The 18,156-nt window shown below is 61.4% G+C and carries 16 protein-coding genes; 8 read left to right on the top strand and 8 right to left on the bottom strand.

Translation table 11 applies throughout. The features are described 5' to 3' along the window. The first annotated feature begins 437 nt into the window (after positions 1-437). The 3 genes from LCU97_RS17240 (at position 438) to LCU97_RS17250 (ending at position 3,353) form a co-directional block, all read left to right on the top strand. Positions 438-1,799 carry a cache domain-containing protein gene (locus LCU97_RS17240; RefSeq protein WP_053153687.1) on the top strand — a complete coding sequence of 454 codons (1,362 nt, stop codon included), beginning with the start codon at positions 438-440 and terminating at the stop codon, positions 1,797-1,799. A gap of 31 nt (positions 1,800-1,830) precedes the next feature. After that, the gene (locus LCU97_RS17245) at positions 1,831-2,457 is read left to right on the top strand and encodes a response regulator (protein WP_053153690.1); all 627 of its coding nucleotides are present in this window, start codon (positions 1,831-1,833) and stop codon (positions 2,455-2,457) included. 104 nt (positions 2,458-2,561) lie between these two features. After that, entirely contained in the window at positions 2,562-3,353 is a 792-nt protein-coding gene (locus tag LCU97_RS17250; RefSeq protein ID WP_053153693.1) for a transporter substrate-binding domain-containing protein, read from the top strand. A 158-nt stretch (positions 3,354-3,511) separates the two neighbouring features. On the opposite strand, the gene LCU97_RS17255 is transcribed toward LCU97_RS17250, so the two are convergent. The 3 genes from LCU97_RS17255 to LCU97_RS17265 are packed head-to-tail and all read right to left on the bottom strand — an operon-like array spanning position 3,512 to position 6,410. Next, the gene (locus LCU97_RS17255; protein ID WP_232777285.1) at positions 3,512-4,531 is read right to left on the bottom strand and encodes a TRAP transporter substrate-binding protein; all 1,020 of its coding nucleotides are present in this window, start codon (positions 4,529-4,531) and stop codon (positions 3,512-3,514) included. A 53-nt stretch (positions 4,532-4,584) separates the two neighbouring features. Then, complete coding sequence (locus LCU97_RS17260; protein WP_053153700.1) at positions 4,585-5,865, bottom strand: TRAP transporter large permease subunit; 1,281 nt, start codon at positions 5,863-5,865, stop codon at positions 4,585-4,587. Continuing rightward, entirely contained in the window at positions 5,862-6,410 is a 549-nt protein-coding gene (locus LCU97_RS17265) for a TRAP transporter small permease (protein ID WP_232777286.1), read from the bottom strand. The genes LCU97_RS17260 and LCU97_RS17265 overlap by 4 nt, the downstream gene beginning before the upstream one ends. A 501-nt stretch (positions 6,411-6,911) precedes the next feature. Here LCU97_RS17265 and LCU97_RS17270 point away from each other — a divergent pair. Then, the gene (locus tag LCU97_RS17270) at positions 6,912-7,181 is read left to right on the top strand and encodes a phage infection protein (protein ID WP_232777287.1); all 270 of its coding nucleotides are present in this window, start codon (positions 6,912-6,914) and stop codon (positions 7,179-7,181) included. 90 nt (positions 7,182-7,271) lie between these two features. Here the strand turns inward: LCU97_RS17270 and LCU97_RS17275 are convergent, their stop codons facing one another. From LCU97_RS17275 to LCU97_RS17285, 3 genes are read right to left on the bottom strand one after another with little or no spacing between them, the layout of a single operon-like run. Then, positions 7,272-8,213 carry a FecR family protein gene (locus LCU97_RS17275; RefSeq protein WP_053155334.1) on the bottom strand — a complete coding sequence of 314 codons (942 nt, stop codon included), beginning with the start codon at positions 8,211-8,213 and terminating at the stop codon, positions 7,272-7,274. A 37-nt stretch (positions 8,214-8,250) separates the two neighbouring features. Then, the gene (locus tag LCU97_RS17280; protein WP_232777288.1) at positions 8,251-8,796 is read right to left on the bottom strand and encodes a sigma-70 family RNA polymerase sigma factor; all 546 of its coding nucleotides are present in this window, start codon (positions 8,794-8,796) and stop codon (positions 8,251-8,253) included. Further along, complete coding sequence (locus tag LCU97_RS17285; protein WP_232777425.1) at positions 8,793-9,425, bottom strand: secretin and TonB N-terminal domain-containing protein; 633 nt, start codon at positions 9,423-9,425, stop codon at positions 8,793-8,795. Before LCU97_RS17285 ends, LCU97_RS17280 begins: the two co-directional genes overlap by 4 nt. Positions 9,426-9,629: 204 nt before the next feature. On the opposite strand from LCU97_RS17285, the gene LCU97_RS17290 reads away from it, so the two are divergent. Then, positions 9,630-9,962 carry a hypothetical protein gene (locus LCU97_RS17290; protein WP_232777289.1) on the top strand — a complete coding sequence of 111 codons (333 nt, stop codon included), beginning with the start codon at positions 9,630-9,632 and terminating at the stop codon, positions 9,960-9,962. 136 nt (positions 9,963-10,098) lie between these two features. Here LCU97_RS17290 and LCU97_RS17295 read toward each other — a convergent pair whose 3' ends face one another. Continuing rightward, positions 10,099-10,539 (bottom strand): carboxymuconolactone decarboxylase family protein, encoded by a 441-nt coding sequence (locus tag LCU97_RS17295; RefSeq protein ID WP_232777290.1) that lies wholly within the window; start codon positions 10,537-10,539, stop codon positions 10,099-10,101. A 166-nt stretch (positions 10,540-10,705) separates the two neighbouring features. Here LCU97_RS17295 and pdxR point away from each other — a divergent pair, with 166 nt between their 5' ends. The 3 genes from pdxR (at position 10,706) to LCU97_RS17310 (ending at position 13,098) form a co-directional block, all read left to right on the top strand. Continuing rightward, entirely contained in the window at positions 10,706-12,139 is a 1,434-nt protein-coding gene (gene pdxR / locus LCU97_RS17300) for a MocR-like pyridoxine biosynthesis transcription factor PdxR (protein WP_053153722.1), read from the top strand. 122 nt (positions 12,140-12,261) lie between these two features. Next, positions 12,262-12,555, top strand: coding sequence for a putative quinol monooxygenase (locus tag LCU97_RS17305; RefSeq protein ID WP_053153725.1), 294 nt, complete (start codon positions 12,262-12,264; stop codon positions 12,553-12,555). A gap of 141 nt (positions 12,556-12,696) precedes the next feature. Continuing rightward, positions 12,697-13,098, top strand: a complete 402-nt coding sequence (locus LCU97_RS17310; protein ID WP_053153727.1) for a cupin domain-containing protein — start codon at positions 12,697-12,699, stop codon at positions 13,096-13,098. A 115-nt stretch (positions 13,099-13,213) separates the two neighbouring features. Here the strand turns inward: LCU97_RS17310 and LCU97_RS17315 are convergent, their stop codons facing one another. Then, positions 13,214-18,082, bottom strand: coding sequence for an NAD-glutamate dehydrogenase (locus LCU97_RS17315; RefSeq protein ID WP_232777291.1), 4,869 nt, complete (start codon positions 18,080-18,082; stop codon positions 13,214-13,216). Positions 18,083-18,156: the final 74 nt, after the last annotated feature.

An 18,156-nucleotide genomic window follows, 5' to 3' on the forward strand; every position in this document is an offset into this window, starting at 1 on the left:
GCTCGCCGCGGCGCAAGGCCACGACACTCAACGCACAGGCTCCCAGAACAGCCACGGCAAACCAGGCGAGGTGTTTAACCAGACGGGTTGTCATTGCGTGTCTCCTGCCGAGGTCCAGTGGACTGCGGCGATTGTTTTTATAGTGTGCCCCGGCTATTCGGAGCCGGCCCAATATCCCTGCAAGCGGTCAATAAATAAATCCGTAGTACTACGTAGATACGCCTTCGCCCTGTGGGAGCGGGCTTGCTCGCGAAAGTGGAATATCACTGACATTTTCTTTAGCTGACACACCGCTTTCGCGAGCAAGCCCGCTCCCACAACGTTCCTGGACGCCTACAGAATCGGTGTTCGCCACCCACAGTGTTATCTCTCCTATCCGGCAGGACATTTGGCATATGATGCGAGCCATCCCCCGTCAGGCCCGGACAGGAATACCCATGCTGCTCAAACACAAAATCGTCGCCCTCGGGATCCTGCCGCTGGTCCTGGCGATCGCGGTGATCTGCGGGCTGGTGGTTTCCCTCAATCGCCAGTTGGGTGATCAACAGGCGCAACTGATCGAAGACAGTATCCTGGCGAGCAAGCGCGCCGAGTTGAAGAACTATGTGGAGATGGCGCAGAGCCTGATCGCACCGCTGTACAACGACGGCAAGGGTGACGAACGCGCACAGCAACAGGTACTTGAAGAACTGCGCAAACTCAGTTTCGGCATCAACGGCTATTTCTTCGTCTACGACCGTCAGGGCCGCAGCCTGATGCACGCCCGCCAGTCGGAACTGGTGGGGCAATACCTCTGGGACATGAAGGATCCCCATGGCCTGCCGGTCATCCAGGCGCTGATCAGAAGTGCCGAGTCCGGCGAGGGCTTCCAGCGCTATGCCTGGAACAAGCCCTCCTCCGGCCAGGTGACCGAAAAACTGGCCTATGTGGTGATGCTGGACCGTTGGGGCTGGATGCTCGGCACCGGGATCTACCTGGAAGACGTCGAGCGCGCCACCCAGCAGGCGCGCGACGAAGTGGCCCAGGGTATCCACTCCACCATGCTCGCCATTGCCGCCGTCGCCCTGGTGGCGGTGCTGCTGGTGTTCGCCGGTGGCATGACGCTCAACGTGAGCGAACATCGCTTGGCCGACAAAAAGCTGCAACGACTGAACCAACGCATAGTCAGCCTGCAGGAGGAAGAACGCTCGCGGGTGTCTCGCGAGCTTCACGACGGGATCAGCCAGTTGCTGGTGTCGATCAAATTCCAGTTCGAACTCGCCAGCCATGTGCTCGAAAATGGCCAGGACAACGGCTTGGGTATCCTGAAAAACGCCACGGATCGGCTGGGCGAAGCGATCGGCGAGATCCGCAGTATCTCCCATGATCTGCGCTCCTCCCTGCTCGACACCCTGGGCCTGCCCGCCGCCATCGGCCAGCTCGCGGCTGAATTCGAACAGCGCAGCGGGCTCGAGGTGTCCTACCGAAGCAACGAATTCGATTGTCGACTGGAGAATGGCGCTCCCGTTTCGCTGTTCCGCATCGCCCAGGAAGCCTTGACCAATATCGAACGTCACGCCGGGGCCAAGCGGGTCGCGATCACCCTGTTCGGTTCGAGCCAGTCCTTGCGCCTGACGGTGGTTGACGACGGCATGGGGTTCAACGTGCCGCAGGTCGAACGTGGCCATGCCGGCATCGGTCTGCGTAATATCCGCGAACGGGTCGAGCATTTCGGCGGACGGTTGGAACTGACGTCGACACCGGGCAGGAGCGAACTGGACGTCCTGCTGCCCATGAACCTGTCGGCCACGCAAAGCTGATGCAGCGCCACTACAACAAGAGCACCTGCCAATGAACCTGCCCTCCGTGATCCGCGTCGCGCTGGTCGATGACCACTCTCTGGTCCGCGATGGCATCAGGGCCTTGCTGTCCGTCATGCCGCACCTGGAGGTCGTCGGCGAAGCGGAGAATGGCGAGCAAGCGCTGGAGATGGTCGGCCGCTGCCAGCCGGATCTGCTGCTGATGGACATCGGTCTCAAGGACATGAACGGACTCGAACTGACCCGGTTGCTGGGCAAGCAGTACCCGAGCCTCAAGATCCTGATCCTCAGCATGTACGACAATTACGAATACGTGAGCGAGTCCGTACGGTCCGGCGCCAGCGGCTATGTCATCAAGAACGCTCCATCGCGGGAAATCATCGCCGCCATCGAAGCGATCATCGGCGGCGGCACCTTCTACAGCGCCGAAATTGCCCAACGGCTCGCCACTGACCCGAACGCCGATAAAGAACTGACACCCCGCGAGAGCGAAGTCCTGCGCAAGATGGTCCAGGGGTTGAACAACAAGGAAATGGCCCGCGAACTGGACATCAGCGTGCGCACCGTCGAGACCCATCGCCTGAGCATCCGCCGCAAGCTCAACATCGACAAACCGGCGGCGCTGGTGAAATACGCCATCGATCACGGGATCATTTAGCGCTGACGAAACCTGCCACAGCGAGACATCACAGGAAGACAGCCCGCAAACACTTTTACTACACTGCGCTGCTTATCCCCTTCCCTCGCGAGCCGTCCAATACAATGAAAAAAACAACAAGCACCCTGACGATCCTCGGCCTGCTGGCACTGAGCGGCAGCGCTTTGGCGCAGACTGCCCCTTCCCATCTGGACGAGGTCCTGCAACGCGGTGAACTGAAGGTCTGTACCACCGGCGACTACAAGCCCTATACCTACAAAGCCGAAAACGGTGAATACGAAGGGATCGACATCGACATGGCCCGCTCGCTGGCTACCAGCCTGGGCGTCAAGGTGCAATGGGTCCAGACCACCTGGAAAACCCTGATGCCGGACATGGTTGCCGGCAAATGCGACATCGGCATGGGCGGGATCTCGGTCACCTTGGAACGCCAGAAGAAGGCGTACTTCAGCGACACCCTGGATGTGGACGGCAAGATCCCGCTGGTGCGTTGCGAAGACCAGTCGCGCTACCAGACCATCGAGCAGATCAACCAGCCTTCGGTGCGTCTGGTGGAGCCGGCCGGCGGCACCAACGAAGCGTTCGTACGGGCGTTCCTGCCCAAGGGTCAGCTCGCCTTTCACGACAACGTGACGATCTTCCAGGAGCTGCTGGACAAGCGGGCCGACGTGATGATCACCGATGCCTCGGAAGCCCTCTACCAGCAGAAACTCAAACCCGGCCTGTGCGCCGTCAACCCGACCCGCTACCTGCAATATGGCGAGAAGGCCTACCTGCTGCCGCGGGACGACACCACCTGGAAAATGTATGTCGACCAGTGGTTGCACCTGAGCAAGGCCAACGGCAGCTACCAGAAAGTCATCGGCCAATGGCTGGCGGTGCCAGGGGCTCAATAACGGTTTGATGAGGGTGCAAAACCCTGTGGGAGCACGGCTTGCCCGCGATGCAGGCACCTCGGTTTATCTGGATACCGAGGCGATGCCATCGCGGGCAAGCCTTGCTCCCACAGAGCCTTACTCCCACAGGTTGAATTGTCCCTGATGTCGGGCCAAGCTCACTGAGCTGTCCGCACCTTGGCAATTTCGTCGTACATCATCTTCACCAGGTTGCCATCCAGCGACTTGGCGAACTTGTCGATCACCGGCTGCACCCGTTCGCGAAAGCGATCTTTCTCGGCTGGGGTGATTTCGTTGACGGTCATCGCGCCGGCCAGCGTCGCCTTTGCCTTGTCCATGCTCGCAGCGGTGACCTCCCGCTGGAACGTCTGCGCCTCGGCGGCGGCCTCGCGAATCATGGTTTTTTCGCTGTCGTTGAGGCGACTCCAGGTTTTCTGGCTGATGATCAGCGATTGCGGATTGAAGATATGGCCCGTCACCGACAGGTACTTCTGCACCTCGTAAAACTTGTTGCCTTCGATCACGGTGAACGGGTTTTCCTGGCCGTCGATGGTGTGTTGTTCCAGGCCGGTGTAGACCTCGGGAAACGCCATCGGCACAGGGTTGGCCCCCAGCGCGGAGAAGGTTTCCAGGTAGATCGGCGACTGGATGACACGAATCTTCAGGCCCTGCATGTCCTCCAGACGGGTCACCGGGTGTTTGCTGTTGGTCAGGTTACGAAACCCCAGGTCCCAATAGCCCAGGCCTACCAACCCTTTGTTGTCCAGTTGCGCCGCGAGTTTCTGGCCGACCGGACCATCGATGACCGCATGGGCCTCTTCGGCGTTGTTGAACAGGAATGGAAAATCGAGCATGGCGAAATCCGGTGCCTGGGCCGCCAGGATGCCGGAGTTGAGCACCGTGATGTCCAGCGTGCCGCCCTGCAAGGCTGACACCGTCTGCACATCACCGCCCAGGGTACCGCCGGGGAACAGGCGGACCTTGATCTTGCCGCCGCTCTTTTCGCTGAGCAAATCGGCGAATTTCTGCGCGCCCTGGCCCTGCGGATGCTCCTTGACGTTCTGGAACGCGAATCGCAAGGTACGCTCGCGTATCTCGTCCGCCTGGCCGGCTACGCTGCCCAGTAACAGGCCCGTTGCGCACGCCCCGGCCAACAGGGTCTTCATCAGTTTTCGCATGTCATTCTCCGATCGTTATTGTTTTCAGGACGAGCTACTTCCACCGGCTACCCTCATCCGGTGAAGAATTTCAACGGCCCCATGACCAGTTGCGGGAACAGCACCAACAGGAACAGCACCAAAAGTTGCGCGAGCATGAACGGCCAGACCCCACGGACGATTTCCTCGAAATCCAGCTTCGACACGCCGCATACCACATTGAGCACCGTGCCCACGGGCGGCGTAATCAAGCCGATGGCGGTGTTGATCAGGAACAGCACACCGAAATACACCGGGTCGATCCCCGCCTGGATGACCGCTGGCATCAGCACCGGCGTGAGGATGAGGATCGTCGGCGTCATGTCCATGACCGTGCCCACCAGGATGATCAATACCATCATCACCAGCAGCAGGAGGGTCTGGTTGTCCATGAAAGGCGCCAGCAGGTCCGCCAACTGGCCCGGCAGATCGGCAATGGTCACCAGCCAGGACGAAACCATGGCTGCCGCCACCAGCAGCATCACCACCGAAGTGGTCCTGGCCGAGGACAGGATGACCTCGTACAGCTGGCTGACTTTCATTTCCCGGTAGATCACCAGGGACACGAACAGCGAATAGACCGCCGCGACTACAGCGGCCTCGGTGGGGGTGAAAATGCCGAACTTGAGGCCCAGGATGATGATCAGGGGCAGGCCCATCGCCCAACTGCCATCGAGCAAGGCGCGCAAGACCTCGGCGAAGGAACGCTTGGGCGGCGTTTCGACGTTCTCGCTGCGCGAGATGTACCACCAGGCCACCGCCAGCGAAGCGCCCAGCAGTAACCCCGGCACGATACCGGCAAGAAACAGCTTGGAGATCGAAACACCGGACGCCACGCCGAACACAATGAACCCGATGCTCGGCGGAATGACCGGGGCAATGATGCTGCCGGCCGCAATCAGACCGGCCGAGCGCCCCCGGTCATGCCCGGCCTGCACCATCATCGGCACCAGCAACGCCGCCAATGCCGCGGCATCGGCCACGGCGGAGCCGGAAAGCGACGCCAACAGGCAGGACGCGATGATCGCCACATAACCCAGGCCACCGCGCTTGTGTCCGACCAGCGCCATGGCGATGTTGACGATACGTTTGGACAAGCCGCCGGCATTCATCACCTCGCCGGCCAGCATGAAGAACGGCACCGCCATCAGTGGGAAACTGTCCGCACCGTTTAGCAAGTTCTGGGCAATGATCTGGGCGTCGAACAGGTCCAGGTAAACCATCAACGCCACGCTGACCACCAGCAAGGCAAACGCAATGGGCATGCCCAGCGCCATGCTGCCCATCAGGGACCCGAGAAAAATCGCCAGGGTCATGGGCGGTCCCCCTTGAGGGGACGATGCGCCAGCGCATCAGCGGCGTCGTTTTCCTTGACCATCACCAGCTCGTCGTCGCCGAGCTTGCCGAACAGGGCCAGGTAGAGCTCATGGAGCAGGATCGGCGCTGCGCTGATGCCGAACACCAGGCCCGCGGCATAAAACAGCGCCATCGACAGACCGGACGCCGGTGCGGCCACCTCCAGGTTGATCACCGCCTGCTGCCAACTGCCCTGCAAAATCAACCAGCAGATGTACAGCATCAACAAGTGTCCGATGACCAGGCAGGCGCGCCTGCCCGCCGCTGGCAGTCGCCTGACCAGACTGTCCATGCCCAGATGCGCCCTATCCTTGAGGGCCACCAGGGCGCCGAGAAAAATCATCCAGACGAAGAACCAGCGTGACAGCTCCTCGGAAACGCTGATGCCGGAGTTGAAGGCATAGCGCAACACCACGTTGCCGAACACCAGTGCGATCATCGCGACCATACACAGCACAATCAGCAGCTTGAGCAACTTGAAATACAGATCGACGACTTTGGCCATCTTCAAAACCTCTCGGGTGTGTCGAGCGCCGGCATAGCGACGCAACAGGACCGCGGCTACGTGAACCGCTACAGCATCGACCCGGAGAGGGAAAGGGGTTCAGGGCTGAAACGAAGGGGCGGAGGGAGGGCATCGAGTGCCCGCAGAAAGCTGCGCATAAGGAGGTCCTCTATTTTTATTATGGGTCTTGGCCGAGTCGAGCAAGACGACTTGCAGCTAAAATGTACCAACCAGTTAGTTCGGTCAATAACCCAGGCAAGTGCCTCGCATAAAACGTGCGATTATCGGTTAATGAAGTCTCTTGAAAGGCTAGGCTTTCTGTCCGGGTTTCAGATGGATTTGTATCGTTCTGTATAAGAACCCTCGGTTGATACGAAACCGAGGGTTTCGCCCTCTCCTGTCACACAGCACCGATACATCCGGGCGTTTAACTGTGATCACCGGGCAGCAACACACGCTTCGCTGCCACGGCCTCACTCATTAAGCGCAAGGAGAATCACCATGTTCAGTTTTTCGAAGATGTCGTCCCTGGCAATTGCCCTGACCCTGGTTGGCGGAGTCAGCCTGGCGAACGCCGCCTCGGCCCCGGCAGCAAGCACACCGGCCCACGGTCAGGCCGCGCAACAATTGGCTGAAGGCGGCTCCGATCATTTGCTGGAACGGCGTGTGGCCGAAGGCGGTTCCGACCGGCTGCAGCAGAACCGTGTCGCGGAAGGTGGCGCTGACCGCTTGAATGAGCTGCGCGAACGCAGCGCTGCGACCGTCGCCTGATAGGCCATTGAATGCACTCCGGAAGTTGCGTGGCGAGGCGGTCAGCGTCGCCACGCAAGCATCGAGACCGCTGGCGAAGCGACAGCGGACTCAGCTGAGCACCACGACCCCACCCGGTAATTCGATGCATTTGGCCCCGTAGGCATCGCGGATCAACAGCGCCACGCCGGCCAGTTGATCGAGACGGAAGCGAGCCTGGACCTTGCGTCTGCCCAATTGGGGATTGAGCAAAAGCAACATGCCGGGCCGGTAGCGGTTGATCTCATCGATAACGCTCGACAGCGTGGCATCGTTGAACACCAACACTTGCTCGCGCCAGGCAATGGCAGCCGACACGTCGGCATTCTGCGGACTGCCCGCGCGGACATTGTCGTAAGTCATTTGCATCCCCGGCTCCAGCCGGAAGCTGCGACCTTGCACCCGCACCTGAACGACACCCTCCAGGCAGGTGGCGCAGACGTTCTGGTCAACGTAGCGGATGTTGAACCGTGCCCGGGCGGCGCTGATCCAGCCGGTACCGGCCTGGATGCTGATCGTCGAGGCGCTGCGGCCCGATACCTCGATCTCCCCACCCAGCAACTCCAGTGCCTGTCCGCCCTCGGTCAATGGGCGACGGCTGAGGCGGGTCTGGGTGTTGAGCTCCAGACTGATGCCCTCGCCCAGCTCCACCCGACGCTGTTCGCCAACCTCGGTGATGTAATCGGCCCCCAGTCCGGAAACCCCACCGGGCACTGTCGCCCGGATCAACAGGAAAGCGGCCGATGCCGCCATCGCCCCGCCCAGAAACGCCCGGCGACCCAAACGACGCGGGACCTGTAATGCCTGGGCAGCCGGTTGCAACCCGTGCCAAAGTGCCTTGGCCTGTTCAAAAGCCCGGGCATGCTCGGCGCTCTGCCCGCACCATTGGCGCAAGGCCCGGGCATCGGCCACGGTGGCGTGTCCCGAGGTCAGCAGGATCAGCCAGTCGCGTGCCTCGCTGGCCAGTCGGGCCTCTGGCGTGGCGTCAGGGGAAGCGATACTGAAGATGTTCAAGCGCACACATACTCACGAATTGATCCGGTCTCTACTTTCAAGACGGTTTTCCCGCCCCGGGACCGAACCGCTGAATGACTTTTCTTTCCAGGCGTTGGGCGCAATGCCCCAGGGCGGCCTTGATCTCTTTCTCCACCATCCGGGTGGAAATGCCGAAGCGCTGGGAAATCTCCAGGTGCGGCGCTTCCTCCAGACGCGCCGCGATGAAAATCCTGCGGCGGCGCGCCGGCAACTCGTACAGAGCCTTGAGCAGGATCTGCAACTCCCTCTGGCCTCCCACCACCCGGGCTGGGTCCAGCGCCTCGTCCGAGACTTGCAACAGCTCCTCGATCTCGTCACCGGTCAGCAGGCGCGCATCGGATTGCCGACGGTCGGCGGCAATGTTCAGGGCCATGCGGTAAAGATAGGCGTTGGGCTGGGCGATGTCCGGCGCCTCGGCCATGCGATCTACCCGCAGGTAGGTCTCGTGCAACACATCGTTGGCCAGCTCTTCGGAGCCCAGGCGTCGGCGCAGGCGAACCTTGAAATCCTCATAGGAGGAAAGGAACAACCTGACCATCGGGCTGCGGCCGCTGTCTTTCATTGCCCGAACACCCCTTCCCCTGCTGTGCATTCCATGCGTTTTCCTGATGAATCGGGTAACAAGAGCAGGGTCACCGGCTGGCGCAACGACGTTGGCGCCGGACGATCGATCCTGAGATTCTGCATACTGTTGACCAAGGCCTTGTCGCGCATCGGATCCCCGGTGGAACTCACCAGCCGACTGTGTTGAATCACCCCGTCACGGCCGATCCACACCTGCAATAGCGCCCGAAAGCTGCCCGGGCGCGTCAGCGGTGACGCACACAGATTGCGCTGGATGGCCGTCTGGATGGCCGCCGCATAATTACCGTCACTCAACCCCGGCACAGCACCGCGGGGCACCGGCACTTCGCGAACCCGCACCGGTTGTAGCGTGAAGGCATCCTCCCGGGCGTAATGCGCCGCGAGCCCGGTACCACGCAGCAGCACATTCAACCCTTCGGAAGGGGTAAACCGCCCCTGGACACCCAGCGTCTGGCGTCGGTTCGATAACGCATGATCCACCAGCACCGCCATGCCGGTCGCCCGACTGAATCGCTCCAGCGCCGTGGTCAGTTCCTGGGGTGCGATGTCCAGGTCCACCAGGCCAACCGCCTGGAGCGGCGTGGACAGCAGACACAGCAACACCACCAGCCAACCCAAGGAGGGCCTGGTCAATCCACGCCTGTGTCTCCCCCTGACGCTGCCTTGCTGCACGACTGACGTATCCGTTGAAAAACGTCATCCTGAGGGGAGTTTATGAATGTCGTATGACAACCGATACAAATCCTGCGGAGCGCACTAGACTGTTGCCAGACGACGCACCGTCCCCTGTGACGGGCCAGGAGGCCAGTGATGAATCGGTGGATGAAAATGACGGTTGGGCCGGGACTGTTCATGGCCTTGACCATGACCCTGCCGTGGGCCCACGGCGAAGAGCCCCCCGCCTGTATCGAGGTCACCGTCGGCGGCTACAAAACCCCGGATTACAATTGCCTGAGCCGGCAGATGGGCAACGATCCGCATGCCGCCGAAGCCGCGCAACAGACGCGGGATGCGTTGAACGTGCCCGTCGATAAACGTGCGCCGAACAGCATCGGCCTGGCGACTCCGGCAGCCACCGGGGTGCGCATGGGCAATACCTTCGGCACATCAGTCAAGCCGCAGAGGCCGCCGAGCGGTCAATGACATTGCGTTATCGTTCATCGCGGGCAAGCCTTGCTCCCACAGCAGTCCACACTGTAGGAGCAAAGCTTGCTCGCGATACAGGCACCACTGCCAGTCATTCAAGCCCTGCTCCCACAAGCGCTACAAGCTAGCAACTTCAGGTACTGGGGCTCTGGCGAAAGCTCACCGCCAGGCGGTTCCAGCTGTTGATGGTGCTGATTGCGAGCGTCAGATCCACCAGTTCTTCTTCGCTGAACAGGGCTCGGGCCAAGGCATAGAGGTCGTCCGGAACCTGGCTTTCGGCCAACAACGTCACCGCTTCGGTCCAGGCCAATGCAGCCCGTTCACGGGGAGTGAAGAATCCGCTGTCACGCCAGACCGCCACGGCGAACAGACGCCGTTCAGTCTCTCCCTGGCGTCGGGCATCCACTGAGTGCATGTCGGTGCAAAAGGCGCAGCCATTGAGCTGCGAGGCACGGATCTTGATCAAGTGCAGCAGTGACGGTTCGATACTCAGGCGACTGGTCAATGCCTCCAGGCCGATCATGGCTTTCATGGCGTTTGGGGAAGCAGTGTAGTAATCCAGACGCTGGCTCATGACGGACTCCGGGGCGGGTGACGGATCCAAAGTAAAACCTGGACGCCGCCAGCGACAGATCCAATTCGCGGAAATTTTTACGCGCAACTTCAATGCCGTCGCGCAATACGGTTAATCTTGCGCCTTTGACGCTTGCCGCCAGGCATTTGCCCAGGAGCCCACGGGTATGGAACTTCACGTCGTCATCAACGGCCGCAAGGACCTGGCAGGCCAGTTATACCAGCAATTGCGCAGCGCCATTGAAAGCGGCCGCCTGGCGGCTGGCGCGCAATTGCCACCCAGTCGCCTGCTTGCCGAGCAACTGGGCATTTCCCGCAAGACCGTCTCCGACACCTATGCCCAGTTGACCTACGAGAACTTCCTCACCGGCATCATCGGCAAGGGCACCTACGTCAATGCACGGCCAGCCAGAATCGTGCGCAAACAAAGCCACCGCGAGCTGGCCGGAGCCGAGGTCGTCGAGGCCTGGCGCAGCATGCCGGACTTGCTGCGTCACCCGACCGTCGAAAGCGCGTTGCGTTACGATTTCATCGGCGGCGCCATCGGCAAGGGCCAATTCCCACTGGACGACTGGCGTCGCTGCACTGCTCATGCCTTGCGCCAGATCGCCAATGCCAAGGGTTTCTATAGCCAGCCCGAAGGCCTGCCGGCACTGCGCAACGCCGTTGCCCGACACATCGCGTTTTCCCGTGGGGTGAATTGCCAGGACGATGACGTGGTGGTGTGCAACGGCGCGCAACAAGCCCTGGATCTGATCTCACGGGTGCTGACCCGTCCCGGTAGCCTGGTGGCGATGGAGGATCCGGGCTATCCGCCGGCGCGCCTGCTGTTCGGCTCCCATGGCGCCACGGTGGCAGGCGTGCCGGTGGATGACCAAGGCATGCGCGTGGACCTGATTCCCGATGGTACACGGCTGATCTACGTGACCCCGTCCCACCAGTTTCCCTTGGGCATGCCCATGAGCCAGGCCCGGCGCGAGGCCCTGCTGGCCCGGGCCTATGAGCTGGGCGCGATCATCATCGAGGATGACTACGACAGTGAGTTCCGCTACGAAGGCCGGCCCGCCGATTCCTTGCAAAGCATGGACGAACGCGGGATCGTGGCGTATGTCGGCACCTTCTCCAAGACCCTCTTACCCGAATTGCGGCTCGGCTACGCCATCTTGCCTCCGGCGATTCTCGAAGCGGTGATCCTGGCCAAGCGCCTCACCGATCAGCACACCTCCACCCTGCCCCAATGGGCGCTGGCCAAGTTCATCGCCGAAGGCTGCCTACTCAAGCATATCCGGCGCTGTCACACCCTGTATGCCGGTCGGCGAGAGCGAATCCTGGCACGCATGGCCGGGGATCTGTCGCCCTGGTTCGAGGCCGTGCCCACCACTGCGGGTTTTCACCTGGCGGTGCTGTGCAAGGTGCCCATCGACCTGGCACTGGTGATCGAACTGGCGAAAAAAGCCGAGATCGGGCTCTACAGCATCGCGGGGTTCTTCCACGAAGCCCCTGTGCGACCCGGCCTGTTCTTTGGCTTTGGCGCAATCGAAACCCTCGACATCGACATCGCACTGGACCGTCTGCGAGACATCCTGCAGCAGGTAGCCTGAAGATTGGACTGGGCATTTATCCGCCCATTGGCTGTTTGAGCCACGCCCATGCGGGCCTATCCTGCTGCGGTGTCGTTGATCGTTCCACGATCCCCGTTCGACTTGATTCAGGAGCCAGAGCCATGTCCCGTCAAGTGATCAATACCGTGCAGGTGCAGGCTGCCCCCGGCCGCTCGGAGGAGCTGGGCCGGCAGTTGCAGCAGATCGTCGAAACCCTGCGGGCCCAACCGGGCTGCGATGCCTACATGGTCGACCGCTGCCCGGTCGACGGCGACCGCTGGACCGTCAGCGCCCGCTGGCAATCGGAAGCGGCCATGCAAGCCCACTTCAACTGCCCCGAAGTGCAAGGCTTTATCGGCTTGATCGACAACCGCCTGGCCCGCAGCGTGGACTTCAACAGCTTCCCCATCGTGTGAATGCCATTCCCTGCCCACAGAGTCACGGCAACGGCGTATTGGTCTACCGACCTTCCGAAAAATTGGACGTTTGTTTGATGGGGTATGGGGCTTAGGGTGGATTCATTCGAATTCACCCTAAACCATGAAGGACACACCACCATGAAAACACTCTGCCTGATCGCCGCCCTCGGCCTGTTCCCCCTCGCCCAGGTCCACGCCCACGAAGCCGCACCCGAGAACGTCAAGGTGCTCCAGGAAAAGATGCTGAAGAACGTGCCGGGCAAGAAAACCATGATGCTGACCGTCGACTATGCCCCGGGCCAGTCGTCCATCGCTCACAGACACGAAGGCACCGCCATGGCCTACGTGCTTGAGGGGGCTATCACCTCCCAGGTCAAAGGCGAACCGGCGATGACCTACAAAGCAGGCGAGTTCTGGTATGAAGCGGCAGGTTCCGAACACCTCGTCTCGAAGAACGCCAGCACGACCGAGCCGGCGAAACTGTTGGTGTTCATGGTAATGGGCGAAAAAGAGGCGGTGTTGATCCCGCTGAAAAACTGACAGGTACAACAGCAAGCCCGCTCCCACAAGGGACCTGTTTGCATTTGAACCTGCGCCGGATTCAACAAAAAAAGCCCCGCATTTCTCAATGCGGGGCTTTTCATTCAACGCCGGATCAGTTAGCCGTCACGACCGCCTGACCTGCCAACGCCAGGTCCAGCAATTCGCGGTTGGCGACTGCGTACATGGCGTAGTCGGTGCCGCTGGCGGCACGGATGTCCACCAGCATTGCGCGCCAGCGTTCGACCATGCCGTGATGCTGCTCCAGCCACAGTGCCAGGCGGGTTTCCACGTCCTGGGAACCGTCGCCTTCTTGCAGGACCGAGATGGTGATCGCCCGCTGCTGCCAGTCGACGTCATCGCGGAATGCTTCACGGGCCAGGGCCTGCCAGTTGTTTTCCACCGGCAGAGCGCTGATCTGTTGCAAGTACCAGGTGATGTCCAGGGCACTGCCCACCGCGAAGTACGCCTTGGCCACGTCGGCGGCGTTCTGGCCGGTGACGTCGGACGCCTCGATGATCGGCAGCAAGGTGTACAGGTGCGTAGTGCCTGCCACCATGCGGGCCAACAGCTCCGGCACGCCGGCGGCCACGTAGGCCTGATAGCGGGTCTGCCAGCCTTCGCGGGTCGGGCCTTCCAGCAGTTCGTCGAGCTTGAGGCCCAGCGCCGCCAGGTGCGGACCGAAGTGGGCAACGTCGCGAGCAGCGTTCTGCTCGTTGCGACGGCTGCGCAGGAACCAGCGCGTTGCACGACGCCCCAGGCGCATCAGCTCGTCCATCAGCTCCAGTTGCACGTCGGCCGAAACCTGGTGGTCCAGGGCTTCTATCTGACGGAACCAGTGCGGGAGGTGGAAGATGTCCCGAACGATCACATAGGCACCCGCCACGTTCGCCGGGCTCATGCCCGTAGACTCCTTGAGCCTTTGAACGAAAGTAATGCCCATGTGGTTGACCAGGTCGTTGGCGATCTGCGTGCTGACGATCTCGCGCTTCAGGCGGTGGCGACGCATGGCCTCGGAGAACTTGCTCACCAGGGTCGGTGGGAAAGCCGTCTCCATGTCACGGGTCAGGTAATCGTCGTCCGGCACCAGGGAGTTGAGCAGCGCCTCCTTGAGGTCGATCTTGCTGTAAGAGATCAGCACCGACAGCTCGGCACGGGTCAGGCCGTGGCCCGCCGCGACACGCTCGGCCAGTTGTTCTTCGGTCGGCAGGAACTCGATGGCACGGTCCAGCTTACCCCGGGCTTCCAGGTCGTTCATCAGACGCTTGTACTCAGCGATCCGCACGAACGCGCGACGGGCCGCCAGGGACAGGGCCTGGGTCTGCTTGTAGTTGTTGCCCAACACCAGGCCACCGACTTCGTCGGTCATGCTCGCCAGCAACTGGTTGCGTTGCTTGTCGGTCATGTCGCCAGCCTGCACCACTTCGTTGAGCAGGATCTTGATATTCACTTCGTGGTCGGAGCAGTCCACGCCACCGGCGTTGTCGATGAAGTCGGTGTTGGTGGCGCCGCCATGCAGGCCGAACTCGACGCGACCCAGCTGGGTCATGCCCAGGTTACCGCCCTCGCCCACGACTTTGCAGCGCAGCTCGTTGCCATTGACGCGCAGTGCATCGTTGGCCTTGTCGCCCACATCGGCGTGGCTTTCGCTGCTGGCCTTGACGTAAGTGCCGATACCGCCATTCCACAACAGGTCCACCGGCGCCTTGAGCAAGGCGTTCAGCAGTTCGGTCGGGGTCAGCTTGTCGGCCTTGATGTCGAAACGTTCCTGCATCTGCGGCGTGATGGTGATGCTCTTCGCGCTGCGCGAGAAGATACCGCCGCCTTCGGACATGATGCTGGTGTCGTAGTCGGTCCAGGCCGAACGCGGCAGGTCGAACAGGCGCTTGCGCTCGGCGAAGCTGCTGGCCGGATCCGGATTCGGGTCCACGAAGATGTGCAGGTGGTTGAACGCCGCGACCAGTTGCAGCTTGTCGGACATCAACAAGCCGTTACCGAATACGTCACCGGCCATGTCGCCGATGCCCACCACGGTGATGCTGTCTTCCTGGACATTGATGCCACGCTCGCGGAAGTGGCGTTGCACGCCTACCCACGCGCCCTTGGCGGTAATGCCCATCTTCTTGTGGTCGTAGCCGGCCGAGCCGCCGGAAGCGAACGCATCGCCCAGCCAGAAACCGTACTCGATGGCGATACTGTTGGCGATGTCGGAGAAGGTCGCGGTGCCTTTGTCCGCCGCCACCACCAGGTACGGGTCATCGTTGTCATGCCGCACGACGTTGGCCGGCGGTACCAGGGCGCCATCCTTCAGGTTGTCGGTGATGTCCAACAGACCCGAGATGAAGATGCGGTAGCAGGCAACGCCCTCGGCCGCGATCTCGTCCCGGCTGCCGCCCAGCGGCAAGCGACGTGGCAGGAAACCACCCTTGGCACCCACCGGCACGATCACCGAGTTCTTCACCTGCTGGGCTTTTACCAGGCCCAGCACTTCGGTGCGGTAATCCTCTTCACGGTCGGACCAGCGCAGGCCGCCGCGAGCAACGTTGCCGAAGCGCAGGTGCACGCCCTCGACCCGTGGCGAGTACACGAAAATTTCGAACTTGGGCACCGGTTTCGGCAGTTCCGGAATCAGGTGCGGGTTGAACTTGAAGCTGAAGTAGGACTTGTTCTGGCCGTGGGCGTCGGTCTGGTAGAAGTTGGTCCGCAGGGTGGCCTTGATCAGGTCCAGGTAGCGACGCAGGATGCGGTCCTCGTTGAGCACCTGGACGTCGTCCAGCGCCGTGAGGATCGCCTGTTCCAGGCGCAGTTGCTTGTCTTCCAGGTCATCGCTGCTGAGTTTGCGCGCCAGGTAGAAGCGGGTCTTGAACAGCCGGGTCAGCTCACGGGCAATGTCGGTATGGTTGTTCAAAGTGCTGGCGATGTAACCCAGGTCGAAGCCCAGGCGGATCTGCTTGAGGTAGCGTGCGTAGGCACGCAGCAGCGCCACGTCGCGCCATGGCAGGCCGGCGGTCAGCACCAGGCGGTTGAACGCATCGTTCTCGGCATCGCCGCGCACGATGTGGACAAAGGCATCCTGCAGGGTGTCGTTGAGCTGCTGGATGTCCAGGTCCAGGCCTTCGGCGGCGGTGAAGGCGAAGTCATGGATCCAGAACTCGCGGCCATTGGTGTGGCGCAGGCGGTACGGGAACTCACCCAGCACGCGCAGGCCGAGGTTTTCCAGGATCGGCAAGACGTCGGACAGCGCCAGCGGCGCGTCGGCGTGGTACAGCTTGCAATGCAGTTCACGCTGGCCGGACACCTGGCCAAGTGGCTGATAGAAGCTCATTACCAATGGATTGGATTCGCTCAGGCTCAGCAGGTGTTGCATGTCCACCACCGCCGAATGCGCGGCAAAGCGCTCGCGGTAACCGGCCGGGAAGCCTTTCGGGAAGTCCGCCAGCACGTTGGTGCCCTGGGCTTCGCCGAAGCTCTCGATGACCAGGCTGGCGTAGTCGTCCTTCCAGCTGCGGCAGGCTTGCACCACTTCCTTTTCCAGCAGCAGCGGGTCGATGTCGATACGGTTTTTCGGGTCCACCCGCAGGATCAACTGCACGCGGGCCAGTACGGACTCGGAGAAGAAGGTCCAGAATTCGCAGTCCGTGGCCTTGAGGCGATCCATCAGTACCTGCTGGATCTTCTGGCGAACTTCGGTGGAATAGATGTCACGCGGCACATAGGCCAGGCAGTAGCAGAAACGGCCATACGGGTCTTTGCGCAGGAACACGCGGATCTTGTTGCGTTCCTGGATCTGCACGATCGACATCACGGTGCTGAACAGCTCGTCCACCGGCGTCTGGAACAGGTCGTCGCGAGGCAGAACCTCGAGTACCTGGGCCAGTTCCTTGCCCAGGTGCGCCTTGGCCTGGAAACCCGAACGACGTTCGATTTCCTCGACCTTGCGACGGATATACGGGATGACCCGCACGCTTTCGCCATACACCGAAGAGGTGTACAGGCCCATGAAGCGGCATTCCTTGATGACCTTGCCGTCAGCGTCGATTTCACGGATCGACACGTAGTCCGGGTAGGCCGGACGGTGCACGCGGCTCGGGTGCGCGGCCTTGGCGAACGACAGCGGCGTCGGTTCGCGCAGGTAGTTGACGGCGTAGTCCTCGATGCGCAGGTCGTCGGCGGTCAGGCCGGCGCGCAGCAGTTTGGTCAGGCCAAGGAACGAATCGGGGTTGTACTCGATGTGACCGCCTTCGGCATCATCGCGGACCACGAACTCTTCATAGCCCAGGAAGGTGAAGTGGTTGCCCACCAGCCATTCCAGGAACGTCTTGATTTCGCTCTTTTCATCGGCATCGATGGCGTAGGCGCTGTTGTCCAGGCCGACGAGAATATCCTGGACCTTGGCTTTCATCGGTTCGAAGTCGGCCACGGCCACCCGTACTTCGCCCAGCACTTGCTCAAGTTCCTTGCTCAGGACATTGAGTTCGGCGGCGTTGGCGCAGCGGTCGATTTCCAGATACATCAGCGACTCTTGCAGAATTCCCTCGCCCTGGGTGCCCTTGGGCAGGATTTCCAGCAACTCGCCCTTGGCGCCACGGCGCACGCTCAGCACAGTGGTTTGCAGGGTATGGATGCTGTAGCCACGACGGTTCAGCTCGGTACGCACCGAATCCACCAGGAACGGCAGGTCGTGATGCAGCACCTCCACGGCGGTGTGGGTCGATTGCCAGCCATGGCGTTCGTAATCGGGGTTGTACACACGCACCTGCGGTTGCGCGTGATCGAAGCGCTCAAGCAGGCGCCAGGCAGACAGGGTGCAGCCAGCGAGGTCGGACAACCGGCGCTGGGTGAGTTCATCGAGGGAAATGATGCCGAAGAATTGTTCAGCGAACAGCGCCACTTGTGGCAGTGCCTGTTCACTGATGTGCTGCGCCAGTACCGCTTGCAGTTGATGCTGGAAGTCGGCTTTGCTGGCTGCGGTGAAGAACGCCATCTGTGGTACTCCGCTTGGGCTTGTTATTGATGAAAGCGTCGTGCAACCCCTTTCGGGCTGCCGGCCATCCTGTT

Origin of the sequence: Pseudomonas uvaldensis (assembly GCF_021271205.1) — a bacterium.
In the GTDB taxonomy this organism is placed as follows: domain Bacteria; phylum Pseudomonadota; class Gammaproteobacteria; order Pseudomonadales; family Pseudomonadaceae; genus Aquipseudomonas; species Aquipseudomonas uvaldensis.